A 19,851-nucleotide genomic window follows, 5' to 3' on the forward strand; every position below is an offset into this window, starting at 1 on the left:
CTCACGGTTACATCTCTCCATCGCTTAATATACTAGCATATTTTTACAGGAAAATGGCCAATTCCCCAAAATTCTACAGCACCTGTAACCTAATAGCGACTATCGTCAAAGCGGCGCACATTTTGCGCTTGCCTGGGGAATAAATTATGATTTTCCTATGAAAAATCTCCTTTTTCATTCTACACAAAAAGTGTTCAAAATTAAATACATTTATCGGCCAAAATTTATATTTTTTTAGGTGATTTCACATTTTTTTCTTAATCTCTGAATTCTCTTGTCAAACGCGGCTTTTTCCTTAACCTCCGTCCTTTTCAAAAGCCTTTTTTTCCTCTTCCAGATCCCATAAGCGGCTTCCGCATAATAAAGTGCTCTTTCAAAATCTTTTTCCTGATGTTCATGCCATTTTGCCAACTCGACGAAAGGTTCTTCATCATTTTCCATCGAGCTGTTTTGACAAAGTTCCTGCCAGAGCGGAACAGCGAGATGTTCCTGCTTCATTTTTTTGTAAAGAGCGGCGGCAGCCTTCTTGGCCATTTTGCTTGGACTGCCTTCCCCATTCATCATTTCCGTGTATTTTTGGAGAGCGACGCCAAACTGCCCGGCAGATTCATACCACCTGGCCGACTCATATTGTTCGATACTCGTCACGGCTGATGAACCCTGAAGGATCTTGGAAATGTGAATATACAGGGTGATCAGCGATAGAACATCCCACTCATTATGAATCATGACCCCCTTTACGAGTTCCGGATCATTTTCTTTTAAGTATTGAAAATAGAGCATCGGTGCAAGATAACCAGGAGTATCATGCTCCCGCTCCACACCAAGGATCTCTTTTTCAACGACAGAGAGCCTCACGGATTCAAGACTCTGTTTCCACAGCCTCCTGGAGCCGTGGAGAAGATCAAAATGGCCGAACGCTGGCAGTGACGGTACAAAATCCCGGATCAGTGTATGTCTCGTTTTGACTTGAGGCCAGTCAAACGATTTTCCGTTGTACGTGACCAGGTTCTTCAGTTCCTTCACTTGTGTTAGAAAATAGTGGTACATCGCGATCTCGGAGCCCGGTCCGGGAAGAAAATATTGTTTTACTTTAACTTGCTCTTCTTCCACTTGGCTGTGCCCGAGCAGAAAGATCGTATTACCCGCTCCACCGCTTAATCCTGTCGTTTCTGTATCAAAGAACAGTAAATCTGCTGGGGAAAGGTTATGAGAAGATAGAGGATGGATGTCCCCAGACTTCATCCATGCCTCCATGACACTCTCGAGTTCTTTAAAGGAATAGTTCCCCCAGCGCTGATCTACTGGATAGTGGACTTCCCTGACGAGGCAATACTCCTCATCATAAAAATAAGGGGCAGTCTGAAGACTTTTCCAAGCTTCATGATGCTGAATGGCCTGACGTTGCGGAGTGAATTCGACCAAAGGTTCCGCCTTGTTTTTCTCGGTGACGAGATGCTTTTTAAAGCGATTCAGTTTGGATTGCATCGACATGTTCATCTCTCCTGACTGCATCCAGCAGCTTTAATGCAAGAACCTTCGCATTCTCACCTTCCAGCATCGTCCCTGTGCAAGAAGGGCACCCAGCTTCACAAGGACATGATTGAATTACATGATAGGCTTCATGAATGACCGTATCCCATATTTTATACACATTCTCACTCAATCCGATGCCGCCTGGATAGCGATCATAAAGGAAAATCGCCGGCTTGCCGGAATGGACTGCTTTGATCTGTGGAACGACATGCAAATCACTGGGGTCACACATGACAAAAAGCGGTGCCACATGACGAAACACATTCGCCACCCCGATCAGCCCCTGTTCAATGGAGCTCTCACTTACATTGTGAAGCTGTTCTCTTTCAAATTCAAGCCAGGTAGCCGACGTGTGAAGCTCTTCTTCAGGGAGATGAATCGGCCCTGACCCTACGTTCTCGTGCGTTTCAAATTTGATCTTCTTGAAAATGGTAGCCATCGCATTTACCGTTACTTCCCCATACGCTCGTTCCTGATCTTTCATCTTCGTATTTTTGTCAATTTCAAGCACCTTTAAAGAAACAGCAAGATTGGCATCGGTAAAATAGTCCACATCCACTTCCCGAACGAAGGCCTTCTTCTCTTCATAATCCAGTTTTTCGACCTGATACTGTATGCCCTGATGAAGATAAATCGCTTCCTCATGCAGAAGGGTCATCGAGCTGAAACGGTCCATTTCCCCAATGATTTTGACATTTGCCACATCACTTTGGTCAACGATTACCACATTTTCCTGTGATGCGGACCGCAATGAGATGTTATGTGCAGGGAATGAGTCGTTCATCCAGAAATATCGTTTTCCCTGGTGATGAAGAACCTGTTCGTCTGTCAGAAATTCAAGAATCTCTTCAAGCTCTACTCCGCCGAATGAATCCCCCTCTTGAAAAGGAAGCTCATACGCCCCACATTTGACATGATCGACAAGGATGATCAAGTTATCCGGATTGATCCGTGCAGATTCAGGAGAACGGTCAAAAAAGTATTCCGGCTGCTGGATGATATATTGATCCATCGGACTGGAGCTTGCAACCATGATCACGACTGATTCGTCCTGACGGCGTCCCGCTCTCCCCGCTTGCTGCCACGCACTAGCAATCGAACCAGGATACCCTGTTAAAATACAAGCGTGGAGCTGTCCGATATCGACACCAAGCTCAAGGGCATTCGTACTCACTACACCCATGATCTCTCCATTTCGCAAGCCCTTCTCGATGGCTCTCCGCTGAGTTGGAAGATAGCCCCCCCTGTACCCTTGAATGGATTTCATGCCGAATTCCTTTTTGGCCAGTTCCTGCAGATATGTCAGCAGGATTTCAACTCTTACACGGCTTCTTGCAAACACAATGGTCTGTATCTTGTTTTTGAGAAACTGGCTGGCGAGGTCTCTCGCCTCAAGAGTCGCTGATTTTCTCACGTTTAATGGCTTGTTCACGATTGGAGGGTTATAGAAGATAAAGTGCTTCTTCCCGCTCGGAGCGCCGTTGTTGTTAATGAGTTCCATAGCGCTTCCCGTCAGCTTTTCCGCAAGCTCTTTCGGATTCGCGATGGTCGCAGATGTACAGATGAAGATCGGCTGGCTTCCATAAAAGGAACAGATTCTCTTTAAACGGCGGATGACATTTGCAACATGGCTGCCGAACACCCCTCTATATGTATGGAGCTCGTCGATGACGATGTATTTCAGGTTCTCGAACAGGGACACCCATTTCGTATGATGAGGCAGAATCGCTGAATGCAGCATATCTGGATTCGTCATAACAACATTTCCGGCTTTTCGTACGACCTGCCGGATGTTTGCCGGTGTGTCGCCATCATACGTATAGCTCTTGATATCGAGACCAATCGCATCAATAAACTCATTGATTTCTGCTTTTTGGTCCTGTGCGAGCGCTTTGGTCGGAAATAAATATAGTGCCCTGCTGTCCGGGTTGTGAGCGATTTCCTGAAGGACCGGCAAGTTGTAGCATAGGGTTTTCCCTGATGCCGTCGGTGTGACTGCGACAAAGCTATGGCTGTGTTGAGCTGTCTGAAACGCGGACAGCTGATGGGAGTAGAGAGAAGATACCCCCCTGTCCTGCAGAGCTTGTTTTATATGTGGATGAAGCGTTTCAGGGATCGGCCCTGTCACCGCATCTTTTTCTTCAATCGTTTTCCAGTGAACTATCTGTTCGTTGATGGAAGGTTCCGTTCTTAATAATGCAAGCAGTTCCTGCATCGTTTTTTTCGTTTCCATATCCGTCACCTCACCCCCTATTTTATCGAATAAACGTTCGTAAGAAAACAAATATCTCGCGTGAAAGGGGTTGATGTACGAAAAACCGCGGTGCCTGGCACCAAAAAAAGAAAAAACAGCATACCCGCGGGCTTGCTGTTCCACTTTGGTCCTCGTCGAAAAAAGGCCTTCAGCCCTTTTTTAATCATTCTGCTCCTCTTTACTGCGGCTGTCATATGCAACTCCACAGGAGCAGCGGCTTTCACCGAATAATAAATTATAAGAAGCTGGAAATTCCTGATTGACTCGCTGCACTTCTCTGGCAAATTCTTTGCTGTCAGAAGGTACTCTAGAAAGGGCATCCGCTTTTTTTTGAGAATCAATATAAGCCCCTGGAGGAACGAACCTATTCATAGCAATATGAACACCATTGGTCACCACCGCATTATTGGAAATAAATACTCCGCTTTGTACGATTGCGTTATATACAATGGCTTTAAATCCAACAAACACCTTCTTACCTATATAACAAGGACCATGGACAAGAGCTCCATGAGCTATGGTGACTTCCTTGCTGATGAAGATGGAATATCCCTTTCCACCTACAGAAATCCGTTTATTTAATAAACCATGTAAAATAACTCCATCCTGAAGATTTGTATTGGACCCTATATAAAATGGGGTTCCTTCATCCGCACGTATACTGACATTCGGTGCGACATACACATTATTTCTTATGGCTACATCCCCAATCACACTTGAGAAAGGACTGAGGAATGATGTTTTGTCAATCCTCGGGAAACTTTGAACCGGATTAAAGGAAGTAATGGGATTAGGACTGATAAATGGTTTAAAACAATTACCTGCTGATTCATCGTTGCTTTTCAAACAGATCACCCCTTTGTTCACTTTATCCATTCAAATTATGCAAGATGGGGATATCCGCAACATGGCCATTTTATAAAAATACAGTCAGACACATGAAAAAAGGAGAAACCACACCTTTTATCGAATACCTAGTGCAATCCCCCTATATTTTAAAAACCGATTTAAATTTTGGTTAAGGAGTGCACAGTATGAATATCGTTGATCTGGTTCAGTCACAAGTCATTGCTTCGATTAAAAGTGAAGGAGATATTGAAAAAGCGATATCGAGTAAATCCAATATCGTATTTCTTTTAACGGGAAACTTGCTGAATATGACGGAATATCTTGATAAATTAAAAGAGGCTCAAAAAAGTATTTTTATCCATATTGATTTTATTGAAGGCCTTTCCAATACAAAAAGTGCCATAAAATATATTGCTCAAAAATGGAATCCTGCAGGCATCATTACTACAAAAAGCTCCTTGATTAAGTTTGCAAAAGACGAAGGATTAATGGTCATTCAACGAATGTTTCTCATTGATCACAGTGCCATTAAAAAAGGAATCAACATCTGCCAGTCTTATTATCCAGATGCAATTGAGGTTCTCCCGGGACTGATGCCAAAAGTGATCGATCATCTTACACGACAGGTTAACCTGCCCATCATTGCAGGAGGCTTAATCAGTTCAAAAGAAGATATTATAAAAGGACTGGAAGCGGGTGCCCTTGCTATGTCCACAGGAGATTCTTCCCTATGGAATTTTGATATCTAAAGTGCACAGAACACCCCCCTTTTTTGTATGATATTAACCGCTGATTTCTGTCCGGTATATTTTGTTTATCTCAGTTATGCCTCTGTATATATCATAGATTGTGTGTTTGTTAAGGACTGTTACTTTTAGCTCCAGGAGAAGTGAACAGTCCTCTAAATCCTGGATATGGACATGGTCGATTCTAAGCCCTTGTTTCTGTACTTCAGAGATCACCTCACCGATTTCTTCTCTATACTTTAAGTTAAGTTTAATGGAGATTTCCTTCGCATGTACTTTTCTCCAAAAACCAAGTTTATTCAAAAAAATCGGAAGGAGCTCGACGCTAATCATTAATAGGATGACACCTGCAACAGCTTCGATATAAAAACCAGCACCTGTCGCAATACCAATCCCTGCCGCTCCCCATATCATTGCAGCCGTTGTTAAACCAGTAATGGTATCATCCTCTTTCCTTAAAATAACTCCCGCTCCCAGAAATCCAATTCCCGAAACAATTTGTGCCGCTAATCGAAGCGGATCCATTTGTATTTTTATCAGATCAGATGATGGAAATGAATAGGAGGATTGTATGGAAACGATGGTTAACAGGCAGCTAATAATGGATATGACCAAGCTTGTTTTTAACCCCAACGGTTTCCTCTTTAATTGTCTTTCCAAGCCGATTGCCAGCCCCAATATGGCAGATATGAACAGCTTCAACAGCATCCCTTCGTCAAAGTTTTTTGCCCATTCCATCATTTCGATCAACCTCCTTCACTTCAATTACTCGTTATTGGCAAATGGCTGTTAAATTGTAATTGGTGGATATCTTTGATGCTTTGAAGAATATAGGAGGGTTTGTGCACAGATTCCTTCAACATTGCTTTTGTTGAAATTCCAGATAGCACAAGAACCGTTTGTATCCCATTATCATTTCCCATTCGAATATCAGTCTCTAAACGGTCTCCGATGATGTAGCATTCTTCAGGTTTTAATTTTAGAACATCTCTTATAACGATATCCGCCGCTAATTTAGAAGGTTTGCCCATTATATAATCAATTGGCCGGCCAATCGTTCCTTCCATGGCTCCAATTATTGACCCGCAATCAGGAAGCTGACCGTCAATTACCGGACATGTGCGATCCGGGTTGGTGGCCAGAATCGTAGCCCTGTTTTTTGCCCAAGCTTGGTAGGCAAGGTTCAGTTTCATATAATTAAATTGCCGATCCCAGCCTAAAACGACATAAGTAGCCAGATTGGGATCCTCTGTAAGTCTTATTCCTTCAATTATTAACTCTTCGAATAATGCGTGCTCCCCAATGACATAGACTGCATCATTACTATTCATGTTTTGCTTTAGAAACTTGGCGGTAATGTAATTTGAGTTGATCACTTCTTCTATCGACACGTCAATACCCAATCGCTGCAGTTTTTTCACATAGTCATTACGAGTAGAAATGGATTTATTCGTAAAAAAAACAACCTTATGCCCACCATCTCGTAAATATTGAATCGCTTCCTTTCCCCCATCAATAATCTGGTCTTCTACATAAACGGTTCCGTCCAAATCAAATATAAAGCCTTTCACCATTCGAATACCTCCATTTTGGATCCAACTGAATGAATAAAACCCCCAGCTATAGAAGCCTTATTCGCAAAGGCAAAAATAGCTAGGGGTTTCTCTTATTCTCTTCCCGCTCATATTCATTTGTACAAGTGCAGATGCCTGCTATCTTACTGTAGAATTATTGTTCGATAGATGATTGACAATGTCCTGGATTGAATATTGATAAGGATTAATTTCATAGATGATCGGTCCGCCAAAGTGACGATCCTCTAAATAGCTCTCCAGCCCCACCGTGAATTGATTCCCATCACCAGGAAGCAAATGAAGATCCGATCTCCCATCATTCTCTGAGACATGGACAGCTCCTAATGTTCCAGCCAGCTTATCAATGGCTGCTTTCAAATCATTCCCCATCAAATCCAAATGACCGAGATCCAAGCACGCCTTTATATTTGCAGCAGTGATTAGATCGATCCATTCTTCTAGATTCGAAGCAATGTGATGGCAATAGTTTAGTTTATCGGGTATCAGGTTTTCTAATAACAATTCTATTCCATGGTGCTTCGCCACTTCATTTAACTTAATAATGCGCTCTTCGACCCTGAACAGGGACTCATTTCTTTCTTCGGAAAACCAGGCATATCCACCATGAAAGGTGGCATGCGTCCCATCATATTCAGCGAGATTTGCAATCCATTCGGTTAATACAGACAATGTCCTTTCGTATACAGCCGCATCAGGAGTAGCCAGATTTAGATCGTGGAATGGGAGATGCAATCCAACTTTTAGATCCAAATCACTGGCATACTTTAAGTATTGAACAGCATTCTTCTGTTCTGCCAATATTTCGATGCCCTCAAACCCAGCTTTTTTAATCATCGTAAAGTCGTTTAAATCAGCGGATAGTCCCAGGGACCAGCTATTAAGCCATTTTTCCATGATTTTCTCCATTCGGTGAATGATCAAAATTTGAAGTTGATTCATTATTTAGGTCTTCTAATCTTTTCCCTTTTGTTTCAGGGGCTAATAAAGCAGATATAATTAAGCCTATTAAACTAATAACGGCAAAAAACCACAGTGCTTTGCTATTCCCCCATGCCGCAACCAGATTAGGGAAGACTAAAATACCCATGATCGAACCGATCCGGCTGACACCTGTTGCCAAACCGGAAGCACTCGCCCGAATACTTGTCGGGAACAATTCTGTCGGATAAACAAAATTAAGAATTCCTCCACCCATATTCGCAAACAGCACAGCCAAACTGAAAAGTATGACTAAAAATGACAGCGTTGGGGTGGGATTGAGGGCCAGAATAATCAGTGCTATTGATAAGCCTGTAAATGAAGTGATAATAAGCGGCCTTCTCCCTATCCTTTCAACAAGATTTGTTCCAACGATGGCCCCCAGTAAACCCAATAGACTAACTGTTCCGGATCCCATGTAAACCATCATTTGTGATCCATCGGTAAAGGGTTTTAATATCGTTGGTGTATACATGGAAATCCCATAATAGGCAACCGCATAGCAGAACCAGAATCCGCAAACAAAGAACGTGCGCTTAAACAGTGTCTTTGAAAAGACATGACTGAATTTTGTTTTCGAAGCAGAGGCCAGAGGAATCGCCACTTTTTGACCTGTAATTTTCAGCATGATCTCTTCCGCTTCTTTCTCACGCCCTCTTGAAGCTAACCATCTCGGAGATTCCGGAAGTGTGACTCTGAAAAAGAAAACGATCAATGCAAATACAGCGCCTACCATAAGCATGTATCTCCAGGCGCTCGGACCAACCGGCACTAACAATATCCCCACGAGGTAGGCTGTAACAGCCCCGACAAACCACATGGCTCCAAGAGAAGTACTATGTTTTCCCCGGCTTTTCGTAGAACTGAATTCCGATACTAGAGTAGCAGAAATAGGATAATCTGCACCGATTCCTATTCCCAATAAGAAGCGGAATAAAATCAGCTGCCATGGAGCCTGTGCAAATGCAGTTAAGGCTGCAAAAACAACAAACGCTAATAGATCAACGACGTACATCGCTTTTCTGCCAAACTTATCTGTTAAATTACCAAGCCATAAGGCACCGATTAATGAACCAATGACGGCTGATGATGTAATTAACCCCTGTAGCCCTGGTCCTATGTCCCACTGGTTTAAAATTAAAGGCATGGCAACAGCAATAACAGTTAAATCAAAGCCATCAAGAAACGTACCGGCCGCGGACAAGAGTGTGACCTTCCTTTGAAAGCGCTTTAATTCCGGAGAATCCAAATGCTCAAAACTCATAACCCTTTCCCCTTCCCTTTTGATTACGTAACAATTATGGGAGCAGAAAAAATAAAAGCCATAGCCAAAAAACATGTACCATGTTTTTAATGACTATGGCTTCTCTTCATCTCCGGCCATAAAGCTACACAACTTGATATTTTTTTGTTTGCTAAACAATTTATACAATATTCAAATGATTCTGTCAACTGGTTTTTGTAAGACTGATCAGCTGACTGTCACAGCGAATATTGGCAAATCATTCAGGAGTCAATATAAAAATATTCTGTAGACCTTCGGAATATGTTCCAGTTTTTATTTCCAATACCATTGCTATCCTTCCGGAATTTATGTATTATTAAAAATAATCAGATAATTCAAACCTGCTTTATGGGTAGAGATATGGAGAACCCTGTGCACATAGTTTGTACTGCATTTGCAGTATATGTTATGTCATGGGGTTTTTTGTTTTTCTATGATCTATAACAGTCATCTGAGAAACAAAAATAGTTTAGGGGGAGGAGAAAAAATGAAAGATTTTAATGGCAATAAGTGGCTGATCTATGCTGTATCGCTGATTTTGGCAATATCCAGCGATGTGTTATTCATTGCTTTTCCATCCAGTGCAGCCGAAAATACGGTACCCCGATTACTGATCACAGAGGTGGTCCCAGATACCGATAACTATGCCGGTTATGATGCGTTTGAGTATATCGAAATTTATAATAACAGCGATCAAGAGATCAATCTGCAAGGCTATCACATTCAATCCGGTGGATGGAACGCCGCCATTGAAAATTCAGCCAGGATCGGCCCGTGGGATTCGATGCTGTTATGGACACGACGGCAGGAAACTCAGCCGATGACATTGGAAGGCTTTAATCACCTCTACCTTTCCTCTTACACTAGTAAATACATTGAGGAAGATCATATCCAAAGATTAGAAAATGTGGGCGGCTTGGTGAACAGCAAAAATCAGACCGTGTCCGTATTGGATCCGAACGGAAAAGAAATCGTCAAAGCAAATTACACCGGTGACCAGGTACGCGTGAATAGGTCGATTACTTTCAGCTTTCCAGCCGATGGAAGCAACACGATGAAAACGTTATCCGGCAATCAAAATGCAACGCCCGGCTGGACCGAACCAGGACAAGTACCTCCAAGACCAAAACAAGATGATGCAGCACCTGAAATACCAGCCAATGTAAGAGTGGATGCTGGTAACGGGGAAGTCTTGTTATCGTGGGATCCAAATTCCGAATCAGACCTTTATCGTTATAATATCTACAAGAATGGGAATTTAGAGTTCTCTGTTACAACCTCCAAGCATGAATTCAGGTTATCTTCTCTTATCGGCAATCTCAATTTTAATCTGCAAATGACAGCCGTAGATACTTCAGGAAATGAATCCGCAAAATCTCCCCCTTTTACTGTTAGACCTGGACATCAACTTATTACACAGGCAGAAAGGTCTTTAAACGATAGAAATCCGAAATATCAAAGTCTATGGGATATCAGCAAGGATGGCCCCATTATCCCCGGATTGGTGCAGGATCTTGTCCCGCAAGGATTGGGTTATTATAAGAAAAAGGATTGGTTATTTACCATAAATTATTTGGATGACGGACGACCTGGAACGTTATGCGTTATTGATGCGGAGACTGAACAATTAATTAAATCCATTGTATTATACAACCAAGATGGAACACCCTACACCGGCCACGCGGGAGGCGTTACGGTAAGCCGCGACCACGTTTGGATCTCCTCTGAACAATTCCTCTTCACATTAAACATCAGTGACATCGTCGCAGCGAATAATAATGAGGAGCTTGCGTTTACGAACCAGATTCCTGTCCCCGTTGAGGCTGCTTATGATGTCTACGACGATGATAAAGGCATTCTTTGGGTAGGTGAATTTTATGAACCCACCAGTTATCCAACCGATCCATCACACCACCTCGTGAATCGTGCCGGTGAAATGCAATACGCCTGGATGGTCGGTTATAAGCTTAAAACGAATACTGATATGCTTACAAATGAGCAATGGGAGGAAGGATCAAGTGAGCCTGCAACTCCTGATTATGTCTTTTCAACCATTGGGAAAGTTCAGGGAGCCATTGTTCAAAAGAAGGGAATCTCATTAGTTACCTCCTATGGCCGTGCGAACGATAGTGTTCTCTATCGATATGAGGATCCGCAAAAGGAGGAACCTAATGAATACGTCAGGATTGGGCAAAAAGAAGCTCCACTCTGGTTCCTGGATGGCGAAACAGCGAAACCAATAGAAAGTATCACCGCTATTCCAATGAACGAAGGAGCCGTGTTAGTAAAAAGTGATCTTTACGTCTCCTTTGAATCCGGAGCTAACAAATATCGTTATACCGGGTCATATCCTAGAGATCGCATGCTAAGAATTGATATGAAGACATTAATGAAAGATGACAGGAATACAGAGAAAGAAGAACGGTGAGAAGGAAAAAAGGCTGCTGGTGTACCTGCAGCCTTTTCGTTTTATTTTATTGTAGGATTTTATCTGTTTGAACGGATGGGTCTAAATCTTTCTCTTCTTCGTCGAAATAAACCGCCTTGCCCGTTTTGGCAGATTCATAGATTGCTTCCAGGATCTCCGTAACAACAAGCGCTTGTTCAGGCTTAACGACCGGTTCTTTATCATTCAGAAGAGCGTCGACCCACAGTCTCGCTTCGTGATCGGCATCGCTCTCTTCATCCGCATCGTAAAAGGCGACTCCCTTTCCATCCACCTGGATTTTATTGGAATACAGCTTGCCGAAGTCTTCCCCATTTATTCTGAGGCCGTCCATCATGTCGGCTCCGCCTTCCGTTCCGCAAAGGGTACACATTGCTTCACCTGTCTGTAAAGTATTCAGTGCCCAGCTCGTCTCCAGAGAAATCGTGGCTCCGTTCTTCATGGTGATCATGCCGAACGCTGAATCTTCCACCGTAAACTTATCAGGATCCCATGAACCCCAGGCATTTGCAGCATCCTTCTTTTTCCCGAGTTTATGGAAAGTGGTCCCTAACACCGCCTTTGGCTCGTAATTGTTCATCATCCATAATGTCATGTCGAGGGAATGTGTGCCTATATCAATCAGAGATCCTCCACCCTGCTTTTCTTCATCTAAAAACACTCCCCAAGTTGGTACGGCCCGACGGCGGATGGCGTGTGCTTTCGCATAATAAATCTCTCCAAAATCTCCGCGCTCACAAAGTTTGTGAAGATGCCAGCTGTCGGCGCGGTAACGGTACTGATACCCAATCGTCAGCTTCTTGCCTGTTCTTTTGGCGGTATCAACCATGCGGCGTGCATCTTTTACTGTCTTGGCCATTGGTTTTTCACACATGACGTGCTTATCCGCCTCGAGTGCATCAACCGTTATGTCTGCATGTGAGTCATTCGGAGTACAAACATGAACGACATTAAGACTTTTATCTTCCAGCAGTTCTTTATAATCGGTAAACACTTTTGCATCCGGTGTTCCAAATTCCTGAGCAGCTTTTCGTGCCTTTTCTTCCTCCAAGTCACAAAAGGCAGCCAGTTCCACTTCGTCAATCTTTGAAAGGCTTGGCATATGCTTTCCGTTGGCGATTCCGCCGCATCCGATAATTCCGATTCGTATTTTCTTAGGCATTTGAAAGTTTCCCCCTTGATTATTGGTTTAAGAGAACTTCTTTTACTTCAGAAATCAAGACCTTTCTTCCTTCAGCATGTGATAGCGCAGCTGCTTCGTTGATCAAGGTCAGGCTGCAAACGTCTTCTTTCCTAATCGTCGTTTCTTTTCCCTTTACAATCGATTCCACCCATTGCTCCATCGGCATCGGGAGGGCTTTCGGCAATACCTCAGGGATAATCCAGCCCTCTTGCTCTAGCTGACTGCTATTTAGACGGATCTCGTTTTCTTCTATAAGCAGCGCTCCTTTCGTCCCGTAGAGTTCCAGCTGAAAGGGACTTCCATACGATAAAAATCCGGTTTCCACTGTTCCGAGTGCACCTGATCCATATTCGACAAGAACCACTGCATTCTCTTCAACCGTCCTTTGATCATTCTTTTGAAAAATGGACGTTACCGCAGATGCCGCACCCGCCAGCCGGTTGGTTAAATAGATGGGATGGGCACCAAGGTCGATCAACGCTCCCCCTCCGCACTGTTCCTTGTCAAAAAAATGCGGGGGTAGCCAGCCATTGACACTGCCGCTTACGGGGACCGCTCCATTATGCGCGAGACGGCACCGGATGGAGGTTAAGTCACCGAGCCATCCCTTATCGAGAGCATGCTGTGCATATAAATAGTAGTTGGCCGTCAATCTTGGCAAGGAGACGGTAAGCTTGACTCCATTTTTTTCCGCAGCTTCATAAATTTCTTCACACTCGGCAGTGGTAAACGCCAGAACCTTCTCTGTAAAAACATGTTTTTTATGTTCAACAGCTGCCAGGATTACTTCTCTATGCCGATTGGTTGGTGTGTTGACAATGACTCCATCAATCTGTGGATCTCGCAGAACTGTTTCAAGTTCCCGTATAAAAGGAACACCGAGCTCACTGGACCACTTTTCTCCTCTCGCTGTATCCTCATCCCAGATGCATTTGATCGACAGATCTGGGTGTTTCCCAGCCTCACGGGCATAATCATCCGCATGGACATGCCATCTGCTTAAAAGTGCCACTTTCATCATTTCATCACTCCTCAAGAGTTTGATTATTTTACATACGGTTTTACATTTAGAGGACTTGTTGAATCTCCTTCAACTAAAGTTACGTCTAAAAACTCCCTCTTTATCGAAGAATGGCCGTTGATCATTTCAAGCAGCCTTGTGACGGCAAGCCGGCCCATCTCTTTTTCATTTTGGCGGAGGTGGGTAAACTCCCAGCCGCTCAGATTATTATCATGGGCATCAAAACACAGGATGGAAAGATCTTCTGGAACACGCAGCCCTAACTGTTCGGCTGCACGTTTCGCCAGAACAGCGATATTGTGTTCAATGGCAAATAGTGCTGTCATCTCAGGGTGCTGTATCAGGTGTTTTTTTATCGTTTCGATATCTTGCTCGGGTTTCGTTCGCGTCTCAAGCGGCGACGGAATGGAATTCCTTAATTCCTTGCACCAGAGCTGGCGGTTAACGATTTTGTTCTGATCTTCATATGCCCGCAGGATTCCTGTAAAACGGTCTACAACAGTTGTAGTATCACTTGCGGGAGACAGGACTCCAATATTTTCATGGCCCAAGCTAAACAAATAGTCCATTCCTTCCTTCGCAGCCTTAATGTTGTCCGTAGAGACGAAGGCTGCTGCAACACCCCTGAACGTCCGGTCGATCAAGACGAACGGGTACTCGGCGATAATCAGCTTCAGTAATTCAGACCCATAATGCTCGGCTTTTGCTGGATAGAGAATCAGACCGTCCACATTAAAGTCGATGAGCTGTCTGATCGCTTCCGCCTCTTTTCCAGGAAGCCCTTTCGTGCGTTTTAATATGATAAAACACCGCCCGTTTGAAGCTTCTTCAATGCTCGCAATTACTTTAGAGACATAGCTGTCATCAAGATCCGGAACGATGAGTCCGACTAGACATTTATTCGTTTTTACTTCGTGGAGGCCAGGTTCTTGTGACGGTTTCGCAGACACGAACGTCCCCTTCCCCCGCTGCCTGAAAACAAGTCCCTCATCTACTAATAGATCCAGTGCTTTTTTACTTGTAATTCGGCTCACTTGAAAGGTATCAGACAGTTCTTTTTCAGAAGGCACACGGTCTCCCTCTGTATATTCTCCGCTGACAATATTATTTTTGATTGATTGGTAAACTTGTCTGTATAAAGGATTCATGGTTCCACCCCAAAAAACTAAAATATGCATACTATATTATGGAAAACAAAGTATACATATTGATTATACCTAAAAGGTCACAATTCTAATCCTTTCGCTGCTTATCCTTTGGAAGCTCCACCCAGGCTGAATCCTTGTGACATGAATCGCTGGGAGAAAATATACAACACAATGGCCGGGAAGGTATACAGGATAGAAAAAGCGGCGAGTTTGCCGTACTCCACCATTCCAAAGTTGCCAAAGAATTGATAGATCGTAACGGAAGCCGGCAGTTTTTCCGGGGATTGAATAAGAATATAAGGAACAAAGAAATTACCCCAGCTTCCGGAAAAGGTAAAAATACCGACCGTACAGATTCCAGGAATCATCAATGGAGCAACGATTCTTCTCAGCCCTTCCCAAACCGACGCACCGTCGATCCATGCGGATTCCTCCAGTTCCAGCGGCACAGCGTCCATGAAGTTTTTCAGCATCCAGATTGCATAAGGAAGTCCGGCTGCTGTTAAAAATAACATCGTCCCCCAAAGCGAGTCTTGCAGTTTCAAATAAATAAACAGCTGATAAACTGGCACCATAACGGCAGTAATCGGCAGCGATGTCATAAAGAGGATTGTAAACATAAAATGCTTTTTATATTTCATCTGGTAACGGGAAAGCGGATATGCAGCCAGACCTGCGACAAGCACCACAAGCAGCCCTTGTCCTAAGGAAAGGAGCAATCCGATGATAAAGGCCCGTATGTTGACGGGGTCGGTTAACACGCTTTTAAAATTATCCGCCGTAAAGGCAGACGGTACCTTGATGGAAGAGTTGGCATTAGGATCGACTGATGCGATGAGCACCCAAAGCAGCGGAAGGAGAAAGAGTACACCTATGGCCGCTAAAATGATGTATGGGATCGATCTTTCCAGCTTTTTGGATTTTATTTTCATCGGTCTCTCTCCTAAACTTTGACTTTCATTGATTTTAAGTACAGAAGGCTTACAAGCACCCCGATTAATAAGAGGATCAATGAGATGGCTGTCCCGTAACCCAGCTGATAGTTAACAAAGGCCTGATTGTACATAAAGATCGGCAGGGTTTGTGTTGATGTGCCCGGGCCTCCGCCTGTCATCGCGTAGATTAGCGTGAAAACTCCCAACGTTTGAAGGGTAACAAGGATCATGTTGGTTACGACTGAACCTTTGATCATCGGCAGCACGATCCTATAAAGAACTTGGAACCTTGAAGCACCGTCCACAACCGCAGCTTCTTCGATGCTTTTTGGCACATCATCCAATGCAGCCTGAAAAACAAGCATGGAAAACGCCGTACCGTGCCAGATGTTCGCGATGATCACACTTGTCATCGGAAAAGCGAATAGCCAGGCAACAGGTTTTAAACCCATATGCTGCAGAATCATGTTCAGGGTCCCGCTGTCATTTAGGAATGCCACCCAGCAGAAAGCGACAACAATCTCGGGAGTCACCCAGCCGGCAATCACAATGATGCCGATCACTCGTCGAAAGGCTGGATTTTTCTCTTTCATAAGCAGCGCCAGAATAAATCCAAGAACTTGCTGGCCTATTATGGCTGAGAACAATAGATACAGTATGGTCTTGATCACACTGATCCTAAAGTTAGGATCTTGAAACATGTTAACAAAGTTACTAAAGCCAACGAATTGGGTCGCCTGTGCTTCACTGCCAGTCAGCGACAGATTGGTGAAAGCAAAATAAAAGGTTAAAAGGATCGGCCCAATAAAAAAGATGAGCAGCAAGATCCAGGAAGGCAGTAAAAAGAGAAGCGATGACAACAGTTTTTTATTTTTACGTTTATGAAGCGATGATTTGCTGTCAACCGATGTTGATGTAGAAATTACAGGGTTTGCATCCAAAGAAAACACTCCTTTCAGAAAACGTTACCTTTCGATCACTTTATCTTCGCCTACCACACGCGTTACATTTTTTTGATAGATTTCAACAGCCTGTTTTGGAGAAAGCTTTCCGGTTACGACATCTTCTACCGTTGACTGAATGACTGTGGAAACAGAAGGATATTTATCGACAGATGGCCTGAAGTGAGTATTTTCCAGGAATTCAGAAGCCTCTTTAAACATCGGCAGGTTCAAATATTCTGGTTCTTTTGACACGTCTTCACGAGGAGAAAGATTGTTTTCTTTTAACAATAGTTTGAGGTTGTTTTCTTTTGTTGAGATGAATTTAATGAATTCCCATGAAAGATCTTTGTTATCTGATTTTTTAGGAATGGAAAACGCCCATCCGCCTGACATGGAAGTTTTTCCCGGTCCCTCACCGTTTTGGGTTGGCATGGCTGCATAGCCCAGTGTCTTGAACGCATCCGGCCAAGGTGCAGGACCGTCTTTGCGGTAGTTTCCTGCCTGCCAGATCCCGTCTAGCCCAATGGCTATTTTTCCTTTTGGAAATAGCTGAGTATAAGCAACAGTGCCCCCTTGCCCGTTCAATACTTGTGATAAGCCGGGACCGAGTTTTTCTTTATAAATGGTATCGATGAAGGAATACGTATCAAGCAGTCCCTGACTGTTCACGATCCATTTTTGCTTTTCCTCATCGTATAAAGGATCTTTTGTACCATACAGGAGCATCTCGAACGTTTGCATTGAAGTTGCCTCACCCGTGGCTTTACCCGAGTTCATCCACATCGGAATAACACCGGGGGATTTCTTCTTAATGGTTCTTGCAGCCGTTAAGATATCACCCCATGATTTAGGTTCCCATGGAACAGATAGCCCTGCTTTCTTAAAAAGCTCTTTATTGTACCAAAGCCCACGTGAATCTGTATTAAACGGCACGCCATAAATTTTGCCGTCTTGAGCCTTAACACCATTTTTCACATTTTCGATATAGTGGCTCCACTCATCCCAGTTTTTCAGTTTATCGTCCAGTGGTTCGAGATAACCTGCACTCGCATCTGAATTGACCATGAAAGTATCTTCCGTCACGATATCCGGCGCAGACTGGCCAGACTTGAGCATAAGAGCCACTTTGGCAAAATAATCCCCTTCGGATGCGCTGATAGGAGAAAGCTTGATGTTTGCTTTTGGATGTTCTTTTTTAAATTCCGGAATGACGTCTTTGTTTAACCAGTCAGTCAGCCCTTTGTTCGTTCCTCCCCCGTCTCGGTACGTAATGCTGATCGTGTTATTGTCTCCCGACTTCTTATTCCCCGAAGTGGAATTGGCGTCTGAGCAAGCCGAGCTAAAAAGAACACTTCCTGCTATAACCGAAATGGCAGCCAACTTTTTATAGCTTTTCACTTTCATATCAACGCCCTCCTCAAATTTTGAAAAATAAAATGGTATGTAGGATCTAGAGGCAATAATGATAGCGCTTTCGAAAAACACTTTTAAAAAGAGCCTCCCCTTTCTGAATTTTCAGTAAATTTATTTCTATTTATAATTTAATTGATATATATGATATATGTCAATATGTTATTTGGTATATCTTTTAAGTTTTCTCTTCTAGCATGCTCCGCGCATTAAGAAACAGAGCCTGTCGGCTCTGTTCTGTACATCTGTTAAACCTGACAGTTCGGACAAGAAAAGGATTTACGTGAGGAAATTTCTATTTTCCTAATCTCGGTTCCGCAGCGGAGGCAGGGCTGGTCTTCCCTGTCATAAACAAGCAGGTGGTTGTTATATCCGCCTGTTTTTGCATCTCCAGCATATATAGGATTGACGATATATCCTCCAAATTTAATTCCATTCTCTAATACGGGTATAATCGCGTGATACAGTGTAATCACTTCGTCCGGTTTTAGTTCGTTGGCTTTCCTTGCAGGCTGCAGCCTCGCCTGCCAGCATATTTCATCTGAATAACAGTTCCCGATGCCGGCCATAAATTTCTGGTCGATCAGAATGGATTTTAATGTACCTCTCTTTGTACCAAAACGTTTCTGGAACGTTTCGAGTGTAAAGCTGGGATCGAACGGTTCAGGACCCAGTTCCTCCAATTTTTCTTTCAGCTCTTTTCCATTCAGTAGATGAAGAAACCCTAACCGTAATCCGATAAAATACAGTTTTCGTTCACCGAAGGACAGGATAACTTGTTTTGTACGGTCAGGGTTATCCTCATCATTTCCAATGTACATCCATCCACCGAGCATCAGGTGGAGCAGCAGGGCATTGCCGGTGTTCAACTGAAAAATCAGGTGCTTTGCCCGCCTTCTAATATCGGTAATAACCGCTCCCTGCAAGTGAGCTTCAAAGATCTCTGTTTTTTTATTTATGGATTTTTCCCTGTTGATGTCCACCTCTGTGATCGGCCTTCCTTTCAATTGGCGGCATAAAACAAGCCGGTAGTTCTCCATCTCTGGAAGTTCGGGCATGTCCTCCACTCCTGTCCTTTTTAATCGACGTTTAGTATGTCTCATTTTTACTGTATTGAGACATAAGATCCTGGATAAAATATCAGCAAGACAGGAGGTATAACATGACAAGCTTGATCCTAAAGCTTATTGCGGTTCCGATAGTTTTACTCATCTCGGCTTTTTTCTTTCCTGGTGTTCATTTCGAAAGTTTTTGGCAGATCATTGTAGTTGGAATTACACTTGCTGTATTGGGTGTCGCACTTGAATACTTTATTCTGAGAAGAGGGGCGCTATGGATCAGTGTACTTGCCGATTTTGCGGTCTCCTGGATCATTGTCTATTATGCCTCAAACTTCCAGTGGTACGCTTCTGTTACATGGTATGGAGCGTTGTTAACAAGTCTGTTGCTGGGCATCGTTGAATATTTTACGCACCGATATCTCTTAGCTTCTCATAAAGCGCATAGCGAACCGATCTAACG

17 protein-coding genes are annotated in these 19,851 nt (G+C 43.5%); 3 read left to right on the forward strand and 14 right to left on the reverse strand.

Annotated elements, in window-relative coordinates; all coding sequences use genetic code 11:
* Positions 1 to 234 precede the first annotated feature (234 nt).
* The 3 genes from QYF49_RS16040 to QYF49_RS16050 all read right to left on the reverse strand — a co-directional run bounded on the left by QYF49_RS16040 (position 235) and on the right by QYF49_RS16050 (position 4,636).
* Positions 235 to 1,494 (reverse strand): ribonuclease H-like domain-containing protein, encoded by a 1,260-nt coding sequence (locus tag QYF49_RS16040; protein WP_290400615.1) that lies wholly within the window; start codon positions 1,492 to 1,494, stop codon positions 235 to 237.
* Positions 1,463 to 3,769 (reverse strand): DEAD/DEAH box helicase, encoded by a 2,307-nt coding sequence (locus tag QYF49_RS16045; RefSeq protein WP_290400616.1) that lies wholly within the window; start codon positions 3,767 to 3,769, stop codon positions 1,463 to 1,465. Before QYF49_RS16045 ends, QYF49_RS16040 begins: the two co-directional genes overlap by 32 nt.
* A gap of 180 nt (positions 3,770 to 3,949) precedes the next feature.
* Positions 3,950 to 4,636 carry an LbetaH domain-containing protein gene (locus tag QYF49_RS16050; RefSeq protein WP_290400617.1) on the reverse strand — a complete coding sequence of 229 codons (687 nt, stop codon included), beginning with the start codon at positions 4,634 to 4,636 and terminating at the stop codon, positions 3,950 to 3,952.
* Positions 4,637 to 4,824: 188 nt separating this feature from the next.
* Here QYF49_RS16050 and QYF49_RS16055 point away from each other — a divergent pair, with 188 nt between their 5' ends.
* Positions 4,825 to 5,388, forward strand: a complete 564-nt coding sequence (locus QYF49_RS16055; RefSeq protein WP_290400618.1) for a glycerol-3-phosphate responsive antiterminator — start codon at positions 4,825 to 4,827, stop codon at positions 5,386 to 5,388.
* A gap of 33 nt (positions 5,389 to 5,421) precedes the next feature.
* Here QYF49_RS16055 and QYF49_RS16060 read toward each other — a convergent pair whose 3' ends face one another.
* The 4 genes from QYF49_RS16060 to QYF49_RS16075 all read right to left on the reverse strand — a co-directional run bounded on the left by QYF49_RS16060 (position 5,422) and on the right by QYF49_RS16075 (position 9,222).
* Complete coding sequence (locus tag QYF49_RS16060) at positions 5,422 to 6,126, reverse strand: MgtC/SapB family protein (protein WP_290400619.1); 705 nt, start codon at positions 6,124 to 6,126, stop codon at positions 5,422 to 5,424.
* A gap of 20 nt (positions 6,127 to 6,146) precedes the next feature.
* Positions 6,147 to 6,959 (reverse strand): HAD-IIA family hydrolase, encoded by an 813-nt coding sequence (locus QYF49_RS16065; protein ID WP_290400620.1) that lies wholly within the window; start codon positions 6,957 to 6,959, stop codon positions 6,147 to 6,149.
* Positions 6,960 to 7,097: 138 nt separating this feature from the next.
* A complete protein-coding gene (locus tag QYF49_RS16070; protein WP_290400621.1) occupies positions 7,098 to 7,874 on the reverse strand; it encodes a sugar phosphate isomerase/epimerase family protein in 777 nt (258 codons plus the stop codon).
* Positions 7,858 to 9,222: an MFS transporter gene (locus QYF49_RS16075; protein ID WP_290400622.1), complete on the reverse strand. Its 1,365-nt coding sequence runs from the start codon at positions 9,220 to 9,222 to the stop codon at positions 7,858 to 7,860. Before QYF49_RS16075 ends, QYF49_RS16070 begins: the two co-directional genes overlap by 17 nt.
* Before the next feature lie 508 nt (positions 9,223 to 9,730).
* On the opposite strand from QYF49_RS16075, the gene QYF49_RS16080 reads away from it, so the two are divergent.
* Entirely contained in the window at positions 9,731 to 11,671 is a 1,941-nt protein-coding gene (locus QYF49_RS16080) for a lamin tail domain-containing protein (protein ID WP_290400623.1), read from the forward strand.
* Between the two features lie 46 nt (positions 11,672 to 11,717).
* Here the strand turns inward: QYF49_RS16080 and QYF49_RS16085 are convergent, their stop codons facing one another.
* The 7 genes from QYF49_RS16085 to mutM all read right to left on the reverse strand — a co-directional run bounded on the left by QYF49_RS16085 (position 11,718) and on the right by mutM (position 19,388).
* Positions 11,718 to 12,851: a Gfo/Idh/MocA family protein gene (locus QYF49_RS16085; RefSeq protein ID WP_290400624.1), complete on the reverse strand. Its 1,134-nt coding sequence runs from the start codon at positions 12,849 to 12,851 to the stop codon at positions 11,718 to 11,720.
* 19 nt (positions 12,852 to 12,870) lie between these two features.
* Entirely contained in the window at positions 12,871 to 13,893 is a 1,023-nt protein-coding gene (locus tag QYF49_RS16090; RefSeq protein WP_290400625.1) for a Gfo/Idh/MocA family protein, read from the reverse strand.
* A 23-nt stretch (positions 13,894 to 13,916) separates the two neighbouring features.
* Positions 13,917 to 15,041, reverse strand: a complete 1,125-nt coding sequence (locus QYF49_RS16095) for a GntR family transcriptional regulator (RefSeq protein WP_290400626.1) — start codon at positions 15,039 to 15,041, stop codon at positions 13,917 to 13,919.
* 101 nt (positions 15,042 to 15,142) lie between these two features.
* Positions 15,143 to 15,973 (reverse strand): carbohydrate ABC transporter permease, encoded by an 831-nt coding sequence (locus QYF49_RS16100; RefSeq protein ID WP_290400627.1) that lies wholly within the window; start codon positions 15,971 to 15,973, stop codon positions 15,143 to 15,145.
* Between the two features lie 11 nt (positions 15,974 to 15,984).
* On the reverse strand, positions 15,985 to 16,839 hold the full coding sequence (locus tag QYF49_RS16105; protein WP_290400957.1) for a carbohydrate ABC transporter permease: 855 nt from the start codon (positions 16,837 to 16,839) through the stop codon (positions 15,985 to 15,987).
* 102 nt (positions 16,840 to 16,941) lie between these two features.
* Positions 16,942 to 18,324, reverse strand: coding sequence for an extracellular solute-binding protein (locus QYF49_RS16110; protein ID WP_290400628.1), 1,383 nt, complete (start codon positions 18,322 to 18,324; stop codon positions 16,942 to 16,944).
* Positions 18,325 to 18,578: 254 nt separating this feature from the next.
* Positions 18,579 to 19,388, reverse strand: coding sequence for a bifunctional DNA-formamidopyrimidine glycosylase/DNA-(apurinic or apyrimidinic site) lyase (gene mutM / locus QYF49_RS16115; protein ID WP_290400629.1), 810 nt, complete (start codon positions 19,386 to 19,388; stop codon positions 18,579 to 18,581).
* 104 nt (positions 19,389 to 19,492) lie between these two features.
* Here mutM and QYF49_RS16120 point away from each other — a divergent pair, with 104 nt between their 5' ends.
* Positions 19,493 to 19,849 carry a DUF2512 family protein gene (locus QYF49_RS16120; RefSeq protein WP_290400630.1) on the forward strand — a complete coding sequence of 119 codons (357 nt, stop codon included), beginning with the start codon at positions 19,493 to 19,495 and terminating at the stop codon, positions 19,847 to 19,849.
* The last annotated feature ends 2 nt before the right edge of the window (positions 19,850 to 19,851 follow it).

Source organism: Fictibacillus terranigra (assembly GCF_030412265.1).
GTDB classification, from domain to species: domain Bacteria; phylum Bacillota; class Bacilli; order Bacillales; family Fictibacillaceae; genus Fictibacillus_C; species Fictibacillus_C terrinigri.